The organism is Rhizobium sp. NZLR1 (assembly GCF_017357385.1).
Taxonomy (GTDB): domain Bacteria; phylum Pseudomonadota; class Alphaproteobacteria; order Rhizobiales; family Rhizobiaceae; genus Rhizobium.
The window spans coordinates 3,001,692-3,014,580 of the sequence record NZ_CP071632.1; the positions used below are offsets into that span (position 1 = coordinate 3,001,692).

At 61.4% G+C, this 12,889-nt stretch carries 12 protein-coding genes and 1 other RNA gene; 6 read left to right on the plus strand and 7 right to left on the minus strand.

The genetic code is table 11. The features are described from left to right. The first annotated feature begins 229 nt into the window (after positions 1 to 229). Positions 230 to 2,254 carry an ATP-binding protein gene (locus J3O30_RS14995; protein WP_207581075.1) on the plus strand — a complete coding sequence of 675 codons (2,025 nt, stop codon included), beginning with the start codon at positions 230 to 232 and terminating at the stop codon, positions 2,252 to 2,254. A gap of 64 nt (positions 2,255 to 2,318) precedes the next feature. Here J3O30_RS14995 and J3O30_RS15000 read toward each other — a convergent pair whose 3' ends face one another. Then, a complete protein-coding gene (locus tag J3O30_RS15000) occupies positions 2,319 to 3,221 on the minus strand; it encodes a dihydrodipicolinate synthase family protein (protein ID WP_207581076.1) in 903 nt (300 codons plus the stop codon). Between the two features lie 308 nt (positions 3,222 to 3,529). Further along, positions 3,530 to 4,426 carry a tRNA (adenosine(37)-N6)-dimethylallyltransferase MiaA gene (miaA, locus tag J3O30_RS15005; protein ID WP_207581077.1) on the minus strand — a complete coding sequence of 299 codons (897 nt, stop codon included), beginning with the start codon at positions 4,424 to 4,426 and terminating at the stop codon, positions 3,530 to 3,532. On the opposite strand from miaA, the gene serB reads away from it, so the two are divergent. Continuing rightward, positions 4,425 to 5,315, plus strand: a complete 891-nt coding sequence (gene serB, locus J3O30_RS15010) for a phosphoserine phosphatase SerB (protein WP_207581078.1) — start codon at positions 4,425 to 4,427, stop codon at positions 5,313 to 5,315. The genes miaA and serB overlap by 2 nt on opposite strands. Positions 5,316 to 5,620: 305 nt before the next feature. Here serB and J3O30_RS15015 read toward each other — a convergent pair whose 3' ends face one another. The 5 genes from J3O30_RS15015 to J3O30_RS15035 form a co-directional block, all read right to left on the minus strand. Further along, complete coding sequence (locus J3O30_RS15015; protein ID WP_207581079.1) at positions 5,621 to 7,396, minus strand: Do family serine endopeptidase; 1,776 nt, start codon at positions 7,394 to 7,396, stop codon at positions 5,621 to 5,623. A gap of 206 nt (positions 7,397 to 7,602) precedes the next feature. Beyond that, a complete protein-coding gene (locus tag J3O30_RS15020; protein WP_207581080.1) occupies positions 7,603 to 8,562 on the minus strand; it encodes a protease modulator HflC in 960 nt (319 codons plus the stop codon). 3 nt (positions 8,563 to 8,565) lie between these two features. Beyond that, positions 8,566 to 9,654, minus strand: a complete 1,089-nt coding sequence (gene hflK, locus J3O30_RS15025; RefSeq protein WP_207581081.1) for an FtsH protease activity modulator HflK — start codon at positions 9,652 to 9,654, stop codon at positions 8,566 to 8,568. A 149-nt stretch (positions 9,655 to 9,803) separates the two neighbouring features. Beyond that, positions 9,804 to 10,322, minus strand: coding sequence for a dihydrofolate reductase (locus J3O30_RS15030; protein ID WP_207581082.1), 519 nt, complete (start codon positions 10,320 to 10,322; stop codon positions 9,804 to 9,806). Between the two features lie 13 nt (positions 10,323 to 10,335). Then, positions 10,336 to 11,130 carry a thymidylate synthase gene (locus J3O30_RS15035; RefSeq protein WP_207581083.1) on the minus strand — a complete coding sequence of 265 codons (795 nt, stop codon included), beginning with the start codon at positions 11,128 to 11,130 and terminating at the stop codon, positions 10,336 to 10,338. Between the two features lie 111 nt (positions 11,131 to 11,241). Here J3O30_RS15035 and ssrA point away from each other — a divergent pair. The 4 genes from ssrA (at position 11,242) to J3O30_RS15055 (ending at position 12,878) form a co-directional block, all read left to right on the plus strand. Next, positions 11,242 to 11,604, plus strand: a transfer-messenger RNA (tmRNA) gene (ssrA, locus tag J3O30_RS15040). Positions 11,605 to 11,732: 128 nt separating this feature from the next. After that, positions 11,733 to 12,248, plus strand: coding sequence for an SspB family protein (locus tag J3O30_RS15045; protein WP_207581084.1), 516 nt, complete (start codon positions 11,733 to 11,735; stop codon positions 12,246 to 12,248). A gap of 47 nt (positions 12,249 to 12,295) precedes the next feature. Beyond that, positions 12,296 to 12,490, plus strand: a complete 195-nt coding sequence (locus J3O30_RS15050; RefSeq protein WP_007630199.1) for a DUF4169 family protein — start codon at positions 12,296 to 12,298, stop codon at positions 12,488 to 12,490. Positions 12,491 to 12,659: 169 nt separating this feature from the next. Next, positions 12,660 to 12,878 carry a ribbon-helix-helix domain-containing protein gene (locus J3O30_RS15055; protein ID WP_207581085.1) on the plus strand — a complete coding sequence of 73 codons (219 nt, stop codon included), beginning with the start codon at positions 12,660 to 12,662 and terminating at the stop codon, positions 12,876 to 12,878. Positions 12,879 to 12,889: the final 11 nt, after the last annotated feature.

A 12,889-nucleotide genomic window follows, 5' to 3' on the forward strand; every position in this document is an offset into this window, starting at 1 on the left:
ATGGGTGGCTACCGCCGGATGGTTACACCATCCTGCCCATGCGCTTTCCCACCACGATAAGAGCCGTTGCGATTTTCATGGTCGGAAGTGATAGACAGAAAATTTCGCAGCGTCAACGCATGCCGCAATAAAAATCCATCCGCGCTCCTTTACCCTCTAAAAACCATGGTTTGAAGGATTTGTTAAAGGATGGACTTTATTCTTATGTCCCATTGCAGGGAGTAGCCCTTTGCTCAACAACGACTTGCGCGTGTCTGGCAAGGCAGGCGAGCACGATCGCCGCGATGGCCATGCACCGGGAAATCGCTTTCTTGGCCGCGTCGTTGCGTGCAGCGGCTCGCGGGCGACCATTGCTGCCGTCGCCGAAGAAGGCGGCACCGATCTGACCGAACTCTGGTCCGTCGGTCGGCTGATTTCGATCAGTGTCGGCCGCAACCGCGTCGTCGCCCTCGTCTACCAGATGAACACCGGCAGCCATGCCTGGGGCGAAGGCGAGGACAATAATTTCAAAATCGAGACCGAGCTGCTCGGCGAAGTCCGTGTTGATGAGGACGGGCGCGAAGAATTCTCGACCGGCATCTCGTGTTATCCCTATCTCGGCGCCATCGCCCATCGCATCCGCGCTGCCGACCTGATACGCATCTATGATGCGGGAGAGGGCACGACCGCCGTCATCGGCAAGCTGACTCAGGACGAAAGTATCGACGCGGCGATCCACATCCCCTCGATGCTCTCCAAGCATTTCGCCGTCGTCGGCTCCACCGGCGTCGGCAAGTCGACGGCCGTGTCGCTGCTCTTGCACAAAGCGATCGCGGCGGATCCGAAACTGCGTGTGCTGATCCTCGATCCGCATAACGAATTCGCCGCTGCCTTTCCCAACCACGCCGTCACCATCGATACCGATACGCTCGACCTGCCCTTCTGGCTGATGCGATTGGAGGAGTTTGCCGAAGTCGTCTTTCGCGGCCGCCCGCCGGTGCCCGAAGAGCTCGACATGCTGCGCGATATCCTGCCGGAAGCCAAACGCGCCTTCCGCGGCAGTGACAATTCGCTGGTGCGCCGCACGACGGAAAAGAGTTCCATCACCGCCGACACGCCGGTGCCCTACCGCATGGCCGATCTGCTGGCGCTGATCGACGAGCGCATCGGTCGCCTCGAAGGCCGTACCGAAAAGCCCTTCCTCCGGTCGCTGAAAATGCGCCTGATCGCCGCGATCAACGATCCGCGCTACCACTTCATGTTCTCCAACAACACGATCAGCGACACGATCACCGAGACCATCGCGCAGATCTTCCGCGTTCCGGGCGAGAACCGGCCGATCTGCGCCTTCCAGCTCGCCGGCATTCCCTCCGAAGTCGTCAATTCGGTCGCCTCCGTGCTCTGCCGCATGGCCTTCGAGGTGGCGCTGTGGAGCGAAGGCGCCATCCACATGCTGGTCGTTTGCGAAGAAGCCCACCGCTACATCCCCTCCGATCCGAGCCTCGGCTTCGTGCCGACGCGCCAGGCGATCGCCCGCATCGCCAAGGAGGGACGCAAATACGGCGTCTCGCTCGGCATCATCACCCAACGGCCGGGTGAGCTCGACCAGACGATCCTGTCGCAGTGCTCGACACTCTTTGCCATGCGCCTTGCCAACGACCGAGACCAGGAAATCATCCGCTCGGCCATCCCGAACTCGTCGATCTCGACGACGAGTTTCATCTCCTCGATCGGCAACGGTGAGGCGATTGCTTTCGGCGAGGCGATCAGCGTACCGATGCGCATGCGCTTTTCCCGCGTCGACGAGAGCCTGCTGCCGAAGGCGAGCAGCGCCAACAGCAAACACAGTGAGGAAGATCCGGATACGGTCGACCTGCGCAAGATCGTCACCCGCATGCGGGCGGTCACTGTCGGACCCGACATCTCGAATTTCCAGGTGAGCTATGCTGCGTCCGCCGCAGGCCCCGACGAGGCCGATGCAGCCGACGAGGATATCGACGCAATACCCTACGCGCCGCCTGCGCCGTCGTCCGCTCCGCTCGAATCCTACCGGCGCGAACTGCTGCCGCAGACACCGCGACTGGACCCGGTCGCACCGCCAGCGATCGACCCCCGGCTGGACGCGCTCCGCCGCGAGATGCGCCGCGAGGAGCCGGTCTTCCCCCGGCCGGCATCACCGACGGACCAGCCCGCGATCACCCGCCGGGAACCCGGCACGTCGCTGCGCGAAAGCATCCTGAAAAAACCGCTGAGCAGCCTCTACAACAAGGATTGACGCTGGCGCTCGATCTCCAAAGTACGACCCGAAAAGCGTAGCGGTTTTCGGACGACATCATGCCCTACCGTTCCAAGGCGATCAGGGGCTCGACAGCGTCGAGCACACGCTGCCGATCCATCGGCCCAAGCGGCAAGAGTGGCCGCGGCAGCTGTACCTGGGCGAGAGAAAGAACGTCGACCAGCGTATAGACCACACGGATGCTTCCGAAATCCTTGAACGTTTTCCAGAGCGGCTGCAGGAGGCCATCGAGCCGGAGCGTCTCGGCGCGGTCTCCGGCAATCGCGGCTGTGGTTAGCGCAAGAGCAACGCGCGGAAACAAGCCGCCGACGACGCTGTACCAGGCGTCGGCGCCTGAGAGGAGCGCCTCGGCAGCGCCCCAGTCGCCGCTGTAGCCGATCTCAAGGTTCGTCGTCTGACGCAATGCCGCCAGTTCGCCTCTGAAATCGCTGTCAACGGGCAGAGGCATCTTCACCGCCCTGATTGTCTCGATCTCGGAGAGCCGCTGCAAAAGGTCCCGGCTGAAGGTAAAGTGGGTCGTGCCGGGATTGTTGTAGATGCAAAGCGGCAGCTTCGCCGCCTTCGTGACCGCGAGGAAGTGCTGGTAGGCTTCTTCCTGGGTGAGCGGCGTATATGAGACGGGCGCCAGCAGAAGAGCGTCTGCACCAGCGGCCTCGGCATCCCTGGCGAGATCGACGGCATGGTCCGTCCGCAGGGCACCGGCGCCGACGACGAGGGGAACGCGACCTGCGACGCACTCGACCGCAGCTTGAACGGCCCGCAGCCGCTCCTCACGCGTGAGAAAGGCGTAGATCCCGGTGCTGCCGAGAAGGCCGATGGAAGCGACGCCTGCGTCACACAGACGATCCAGCAGGCGGCAGAGGGATTCGGTGTCCACGCGGCCATCTATATCGGCGGGGGTCGGCGGAAAGGCCGAAAGGCTATGAAACGGTGAAGCGACAGACATGATGCGATCCTAAAAGACGGTCGACATGAGAACAACAGGCGCGATCCGGCACCGGCGAAAAACACGGCAAGACTTCCCTCGGTCGCCGACGCAGACTTTGGTAACAGCACCAATGTCGACTATGCCAATGACACTTATCAGATCTCCTGCGATCGCAAAGTACCCGGTTACCATATGCCTGATCGAGACCGACCGGGAGCCGTCGACGAAGGCGGGCTCTTATGGTCACGAACAACCGCACAGAATGAAAGTGGATTTTGCCCAATACCCAGCACAAGTGCGACAGCCGAACGACTTCGCCGCCTCACCTAAACCGTCAGCTGTTCCCAGCTGCCGTCCATCTGGTTGCGGAACCAGGTCATTTGCCGCTTGGCATATTGCCGCGTTGCCGCAGCCCCCTTCTCCAGCACCTCGTCGCGCGTCATCTGGCCCTTCAGCATCGCCGCAATCTGCGGCACGCCGATTGCCTTCATCACAGGGGCCTCGGCCGGCAGACCAAGCGCCACCAGCGTCTTCACCTCGTCCTCCGCGCCCTGCCGCAGCATCTTTTCGAAACGACCGTTGATGCGCTCATGCAGCACCGCCCGGTCCGGCAGCACGACGATCTTGCGAGCCTGGGCAGCGTCGATCACCACTGGTCCGGACCGGCCCTGGAATTCGGCGATCGACCGTCCCGTCGCCTTGACCACTTCAAGCGCCCGGACGATGCGCTGCCCGTCCTGGCGGTTGAGGCTTGCCGCCATGGCGGGATCGGCCTCGGCAAGCTCTGCATGAAGCCCCTCCGGCCCCTCCTCCAGCAGCCGCGCCCTGAATTCCTCCCGTAACGCCTCCGGTATCTCGGGCATATCGGCGAGGCCGCCGGTCAGCGCTTTGAAATAGAGCCCGGTGCCGCCGACGAAGACCGGCAGCCGGCCGGCAGCTCTGAGCGCCGGCAGCAGCACCGCGACATCGCGCAGCCAGGCGCCAGTGGAATAACCGGAACCCGCCGGCACATGGCCGTAGAGATGATGCGGCACACCCTGCATCTCCTCTTCCGACGGGCGCGCGGTCAGCACCTGCAGCGTGTCATAGACCTGCATGCTATCGGCGTTGACGACCGCGCCGCGATGGCGCTTTGCCAGTTCGACGGCGAGAGCGGACTTGCCGCTGGCAGTCGGCCCGGTTATCAGGATCGCGTTCACTGTGCTCAGAAGGTTTTCCATCATGGCCCTCGTTGCCACGCTTGTTGCCAATCCGTCAAATCCCGTGCTGACACCCGCAATCGCCGAAAAGGCGGCCGAGGCGGTGAACGCTGCCGGCCTCTACTGGCTGGCCGACGGCATCGCCTGCGACATCGCGCTGCGTGACGGCATGGATGCGCAAGCGGCCGAGGCCAATATTCTTGCAGTCCTATCAGGCGCGCCGATCGACCTCGTCATCCAGGAGCAGGAAAGCCGCCGCAAGAAGCTGCTGATCGCCGACATGGATTCGACCATGATCGGCCAGGAATGCATCGACGAACTTGCCGCCGAAGTTGGCCTGAAGGAGAAGGTCGCGACCATCACCGCCCGCGCCATGAACGGAGAGATCGCCTTCGAGCCCGCTTTGCGCGAACGCGTCGCCCTGTTGAAGGGGCTGCCGATATCGGTCGTCGACGAAGTGATCGCCAAGCGCATCACGCTGACGGCGGGCGGCCCGGAACTGATCGCCACCATGAAGTCGAAAGGTCACTACACCGCCCTCGTCTCCGGTGGCTTCACCGTCTTCACCAGCCGCATCGCCGCCACTCTCGGCTTCGATGAGAACCGCGCCAACACGCTGCTCGAAGACGGCGGCATCCTCTCCGGCTTTGTCGCCGAACCGATCCTCGGTAAGCAGGCGAAGGTCGATGCACTGAACGAGATTTCGGCAAGCCTTGGCATTTCGCCGGAAGAAGCAATCGCCGTCGGCGACGGCGCCAACGACCTCGGCATGCTGCACCTCGCCGGCGCCGGCGTCGCCCTCCACGCCAAGCCCGCCGTTGCCGCAGAAGCCAAAATGCGCATCGACCACGGCGACCTGACCGCGCTGCTCTACGTCCAGGGCTATAGGAAGACGGATTTTGTGACCGCGTAAACCACGCGACACACACTTCTCCGCCTTCACCCGTGTGACTGTGGCCGCCCCTCTGCCCTGCCGAACATCTCCCCCACAGGTGGGGAGATCGGCTGGGCGCACTGGCTTCCCCAAACAATTAACGTCCAGCACGGCAAAACGATAGATAGGAGGCGCAGGCCATATCCGATCTCCCCCCTTGTGGGGGAGATGCCCGGCAGGGCAGAGGGGGTACCGCACGGCACGCCCTCTCCTCGCTCATTCCAGTGCTTGTCAATGAAGGAAGTCGAGGCCACGGCAGCGAGACGGTCACCGCCGCCGTCCCCTTACTCCATCGGCACCGCCACAAACCGCAGATCGCCGTTTGCCGATGCGATCATCAACTGGGCGTTGCGGCGGCCCTCCTGTTTCAACGCCTGCACTTTGGCGGCGACCGCATCCGGCGACTTCATGAACTCCTGCGCCACCTCGACGATCACATCGCCTGGCTTTAACCCCTTTTCGGCCGAGGCCGAACCGGGCGTCACCTCCGTCACGACGACACCGTCGACGCTCTCGGCGATGCCGAAAGCCTTGCGCGTTTCGGCACTCAAAAGCGACAGCGATAGCCCGAGCACGTTCTTCGGCGTTGCCGCATCCGGCGACACCTGGCCCTGGTGATGGTCGGGCTTGCCCGGTGTGGGCTGCGCCTGATCGTCGGAATCCGGCTGGTCCATGTCGTTGTTCTCGCCGGGATCAGGCGTAATCACCCCGTCATCCTGTGAACCATCGGGCGCCGCATCGTCGGATGCTGCCGCCTGATCGCTGTCCTCGAGCCGGCCAAGTTTGACCTTGACGGTCTGTTCCTTGCCGTCGCGCAGCACCACCACGTCGACTTCCTTGCCGACCGTGCTTTCCGCCACAACGCGCGGCAGATCGCGCATTTCGCTGACGGTCTTGCCGTCGAATTTCAAGATGACATCGCCAGCCTTGATCGAACCATCGTCGACGGGGCCGCCCTTGATGACCCCGGCGACCAGCGCGCCCTTGGCGGTGTCGAGCCCGAGGCTGTCGGCGATATCGTCGGTCACCGGCTGAATGCGCACGCCGAGCCAGCCGCGCCGCGTCTCACCATATTCGCGTAATTGGTCGACGACGCCTGAGGCAAGCTCGGAGGGTACCGAGAAGCCGATACCAATCGAGCCGCCGCTCGGCGAAATGATCGCGGTGTTGATGCCGATCACCTCACCCTTCATGTTAAAGAGCGGCCCTCCGGAATTGCCCTTATTGATCGCCGCATCCGTCTGGATGAAGTTATCGTAGGGGCCGGCATTGATGTTGCGGCCGCGCCCGGAAATGATGCCCACCGTCACCGAGCCGCCGAAGCCGAACGGATTGCCGATCGCCATCACCCAGTCGCCGATGCGCATCGTGCTGGAATCGCCGAATTTCACCGATTTCAGCGGTGCCTTCGGCTCGACCTTCAGCACCGAAAGATCGGTCTTCGTATCCGTGCCGATCAGCTTCGCCTTGAGCTTCGAACCATTGGCAAAATTGATCTCGATGTCGTCGGCACCCTCGATCACATGGTTGTTGGTGACGATATAGCCGGCCGGATCGATGACGAAGCCGGAGCCGAGCGAGCTGACATTATGGTTCGGGCCCTTGTTGCCCTGCTGCTTGTTGAAGAAATCGTTGAAGAATTCCTGGAACGGCGAGCCGTCGGGCGCCCGCGGCGCCGGGCCTGCGCCCTCGTCGTCCTTCACATTCTGCGAGGTCGAGATGTTGACCACGGCGTCGAGCAGCCCCTCGGCGAGATCGGCAACCGAAGCCGGACCACTGTTGGGCACTCCGGGCTGAATTGCTGGGGCCTGAATTGCTGGGGCCTGAATTGGTGAGGCCTGCATCGGTGCGGCCTGCTGCGGTGCGGAGGGTGCAGGCGGCGTAGGTGCAGGAGCGGCCGTTTCCGGAGTAGAAGGAGCGGGTGCAACAACCCCAGGCGCTGTCGTCTCAGGCGCGGTTTGCGCATAGGCGGCCCCGTTCATGCCGGCATGCGCAAGAATTGCAGCGCTGGCCATAAGCGCGAGCGTTCGTCTGAAGGGCGAGCGAGTCGTGGGGGCCATCAAGCATCCTCATAAGCGGTAAATGCGCACATTGAGCACCAGCATAAGGCGGAATGATGGAGGGTGAAATCACCTTTTCGCGAAATCCCCGAGCAATATGATGCGCCCTCGCAAAAGCCTGATTATCTCGACCTTTCCACGAAAAAGGGCCGGCACTCGGGCCGACCCTTCCAGGATTGTCAGGATGCGAATGGCATCCCTTGGCGTCAGTTCGCCGGCTGCGCGGGTGCTGCGGGAGCAGCCGCGCCGGGAATTGCCGCCGCCGGATTTGTCGGCGTTCGCAGGGTGCCGGCGGCATTGTCGAAATAGCGGAAGAATTCCGAATTGGGCGACAACACCAATGTCGTGTCCTGCGACGAGAGCGCAGAGGAATAGGCCGCCATCGAGCGATAGAACTCGAAGAAACCAGGATCCTTGCTGAAGGCGTCGGCGAAGACGCGGTTGCGTTCCGCGTCGCCCTGACCGCGCAGGATTTCCGCATCGCGCTGGGCGCCCGCGGTGAACTCGACAACCTGGCGGTCGGCGATGGCTCGGCGCCGCTGGCCTTCTTCATTACCCTCGGCACGGATACGCTCGGCCTCGGCCAGGCGTTCCGAGCGCATGGCGTTATAGGTGTTGGGCGCAACCTCAGGCGAAAGGTCGGTGCGGCGGATGCGAACATCGTCGATATGCAGGCCGAGATTTTCGGCATCGGTTCGCAGGTCGTCGCGAATCTCCAGCATCATCGCGACACGCTCTTCCGAGAGCGCGGCATTATAATCGCGCAGACCGTAGACGCGGCGAAGCGATGAATCGAGCTGCGCCCTCAACCGCGCTTCTGCGGCCTCGCGATCGCCCGAGACCGTTTCGCGGAAGCGGCGAACATCCGAGATGTTATAGATCACGAAGGCGTCGACGTCGAAGGTTTGACCGTCCTGGACCTGAACGCGGATATTGTCGAGATCGAGCCTCAATGCCTGCTTTTCGACCAGCTGAACGCGGTCGGCATCCATGAAGCCGAAGGGCAGCTTGAAATAGATACCGGGCTCGGTCTTGACCGACTGGATCTGGCCGAAGCGGACGACGATCGCCTGCTCGCGTGCATTCACCACGAAGATGGACGAATAGAGCCCGACCAGAACGATGGCGAGGATGAGGAGTATGATGGGAAGTCTGTTCGATGTCATGGCTCAACCTCCCTGCTGCGCCGGCTTGCCGAGCTCATTGAGCGGCAGATAGGGCAGCACGCCCTGCTTCTCGTCGATAATGACCTTCTTCGAATTCTTCAGTACCTGCTCCATCGTTTCGATGAACAGCCGCTTGCGGGTCACTTCGGGAGCCTTCGCATATTCGTCGTTGATCGCAGTGAACCGCTGCGCCTCACCTTCCGCCTCCTTCACGACGCGGTCCTTGTAGGCGGCTGCATCTTCACGGATTCGCGCCGCATCGCCTCGCGCCTGGCCGAGCTTCTGGTTGGTGTAGCGATTGGCCTCTTCGATCGTGCTGTCGCGGTCGCGACCGGCACGCTGCACTTCTTCGAAAGCATCGGCGACTTCGCGCGGCGGCGCCACGTTCTGGATCGTCACGCCGGTGACGGTCACGCCTGCGCCGTAGCGGTTCATCGTATCTTGCAGGATATTGAGCACGTCCACTTCGATCGGCTGTCGATTGCTGCGGAAGGCGTCCTGCGCCGGACGCCGTCCGACGATTTCGCGCATGGCGCTGTCGGAAACCTGCTGCAGGGTCTCTGCCGGATTTTCGACGTTGAAGAGATAGGCCTTCGGATCACTGACCGTGTAGAACACGGCGAACTGCACGTTGATGACGCTCTTGTCACTAGACAGCATCAGGCCGTTTGAAGACGATGCCGAGGTCGCCCCGATATTCAGCTGTTGCACGGTCACCTTGACGGTCTCGACGGAGTCCATCGGCCAGAGATGAAAATGCAGGCCGGGCATCGAGATCTCGTCCTTCGGCTTGCCGAACCGCAGTTCGACGCCGCGCTCATCCGGCTGCACCACGTAGACGCACTGGATCAGCCAGAAGACGGCGACGATCGCCGCGACGATCACCGCGACGCCGCCGTTGAAACCGCCGGGAATGATGTTGCGCAGCTGGTCCTGGCCGCGCCGGATGATATCTTCCAGATCGGGCGGTCCGCCCTTGCCGCTGCCACCGCCGCGCGGGCGGTTCGGCCCCTGGCCCCATGGTCCCTGATTATTATTACCGCCGCCGCCGCCCCAAGGGCCGCCGCCGCCATTCTGATTGCTCCAGGGCATCAAAACCTCGTTGTTCGTTAAGTCTTCCACGCATCCAGAACCGTGGGGGCTGACCGGTGGATGCGTTGGTGACCGTTATAGGTATCGCCGCATCCGCTTTCAACGCAACGTGAGGAACTTGGTCAATTTAAATGGAAAATAGTTCATTTTCAGCCGTGTCGGCGTTCATAGACGACGAAGCGCGTGGGGTGACTGTCCTTCTCGCCGGCCGGAACCGCGATAGACTCCCCTGCACGCCAGATGTCGGGATCGATCGCGGGGAACGAAGCGTCCCCATCGAGGTCGGCCTCGACATGGGTGATGCACATCCGGTCTGCAAGGCCGATCGCCTGGGCGTAAACCTGCCCGCCGCCGATAATGCAGATCTCGTCGACGCCCGTTTCGATGGCCAGCCTTTCGGCCGCCGTCATCGCCTCCGGCAGCGAATGCGCCATGGAGACATCAGCATGGTCGATCGCCACCTGCCGCGAGATGACGACATTCGGCCGCCCCGGCAGCGGCTTGCCGATTGAATCGTAGGTCTTGCGGCCCATCACGACCGGCTTGCCCAATGTCAGCGCCTTGAAGCGCTTGAGATCGCTCGAAAGCCGCCAAGGCATGTCGCCGTCGCGGCCGATGATGCCGTTGCGCGCAACGGCGACGATAATGGTCTTGCGGATGTCAGCCATGAAATATCCCGGATCAGACCGCGATCGGCGCCTTGATGCTGGCATCGGCCTCGTAGCCGATCAGCTCGAAATCGTCGAAGGTGAAGCCGAAGATGTCCCTTACATCGGGGTTGATGCGCAGGAAAGGCAGCGGCTTCGGCCGGCGCGCCAGCTGCAGCTTCGCCTGGTCGAAATGATTGTGATAGAGATGGGCGTCGCCAAGCGTGTGAACGAAATCGCCGGGCTTCAACCCGGTCACCTGAGCCACCATCATCGTCAAAAGCGCATAGGAGGCGATGTTGAACGGCACACCGAGGAAAATGTCGGCCGAGCGCTGATAGAGCTGGCAGGAAAGCTTGCCTTCGGCGACATAGAACTGAAATAGACAATGGCAGGGCGGCAGCGCCATCTCGTCGACCTCGGCCGGATTCCAGGCCGAGACGATGTGGCGGCGCGAATTCGGGTTGTTGACGATACCTTTGACGAGGTTGGCGATCTGGTCGATATGGCCGCCATCCGGCGCTGGCCAAGAGCGCCACTGGGCGCCGTAGACCGGCCCGAGATCGCCGTTTTCGTCAGCCCACTCGTCCCAGATAGAAACGCCGTTCTCCTTGAGATAGCGGATGTTCGTCTCGCCCTTCAGGAACCAGAGGAGCTCGTGGATGATCGAGCGCAGATGCAGCTTTTTCGTCGTGAGGACGGGAAAGCCCTCTTCGAGATCGAAGCGCATCTGATAGCCGAAGACCGAGCGCGTGCCGGTGCCGGTGCGGTCGCCCCGGTCGGAGCCCTTTTCCATCACATGGGTCAGGAGATCGAGATATTGCTTCATGTTGCGCTGATTCCGTTTGCGTTAATTTAAGCCTCTAGCAGCAGGAAACCAATCGCCGGCAGGCATTTTCCCAATATTTCTGATGGATCGCATAACGCTTTTATGACGTTTGCCCTTTCCATCGGCTGAGGAAACCACTATATCACCCGTGCTAGCTTTCGGGCTGGCTATGGCGATAAATGAGCGGTGTAATAAGCCTATTGGACCCGGGGGCGGTACCCGGCGCCTCCACCAAAAACCGGCGGCCTCGAAGGCCGGCTTTTGATGGGGGCGAAACAGGATCGACAAGGGTGTAAAGATCGTCTTTTTGCTCGGCATTGTACCGCCGTTATCGGGCTAAAATTGTAGTTGCAAACGACAACTATGCGGAAGCTCGTCTCGCTGCTTAATCGCGGTGTGACACTTCAATCAAAGTCCTAGTGGTTCGCACCTCTAGGCGGGGTCCGAAGGCACCTGGCAACAGAAGCCTTCACCTTCTCCCTGCCGCCGAAATCATGTATGCTGCTTAAAAACGTGACTCGGCTCCGGTCTTTCCCAAGGCGCCTGGACGTGGCATATAACCTTGTGAAAAGACTTCCGAACCGACGAAAGACAGGAAAAGCATGGGGCAGGATCATATCCGCTACGACATTCTGGCACAGGATGCACTTCGCGGCGTCATCCGCAAGGTTTTGGCGGAAGTCGGAGCGACGGGCCGCCTGCCGGGCGACCATCACTTCTTCATCACCTTCCTCACCGGTGCCACCGGCGTACGCATTTCCCAGCACCTGAAGTCGAAATATCCCGAGCAGATGACCATCGTCATCCAGCATCAGTTTTGGGAGTTGAAGATCACCGAGACGCATTTCGAGATCGGCCTTTCCTTCTCCGACGTTCCAGAAAAGCTGGTCATCCCGTTCAATGCGATCCGCGGCTTTTACGATCCCTCCGTCAATTTCGAGCTCGAATTCGACGTTCCGCTCGCCGATGGCGAGGAATTGCCGTCCGGTGAAATCACCGCCTATCCAGTCGACGCGGCAGGAAAGTCGGATGAGGCCGCAGGAGCAAAACCTGCCGATGGCGAAGAGAAGAAACCGGGTTCGGTCGTCTCGCTCGACTCCTTCCGCAAGAAGCAGTGATTGAAGGGAGGCCAAGCCTCCCTTTTTCATAAGGATTAAGGCCCCGCATGAGTGCCGAAATCGTCAATCTGCGCCAATTCCGCAAGAAGCAGGCCCGCTCCGAAAAGGAGACGCAGGCCGAACAGAACCGTATTTCCTTCGGCCGCACCAAGGCCGAAAAGCAGCTCACCCGCAGCCTGAACGAAAAGGCTGACAGGGCGCATCGAGACGGCCGGATCGAGACGGATGACGATGGCGCGTGACGGTTTCATGCAAAGCTTGAACAGCCGGAGTGAACTCTGAAAGTTTTGTCTTGTGCATGTCGTTGTCCCGCAACTGCTGCACACTTCCGGGCGACCTGCATTGAGATCAGCCACTTATGCGGTTTGCATGAATCGATCTGACAATCCCATCAAGATGTAAAGCCGCTTCATGATCCGCAAGCATTCGGCGACATTACACGGCCACCGCACCAGTTTCTCGCTGGAGGATGAATTCTGGGCCGAGCTGAAGACGATCGCCGCAAGCCGCTCTATACCGCTCGCCGCGCTGATTTCGGAGATCGATGATCATCGGCCGCCAGACAGCAACCTGTCCTCGGCGCTCCGGCTGCATGTGCTCGCTTGGGCGAAAGCCGGCGCTACTGCATAGTTCTTAAATCG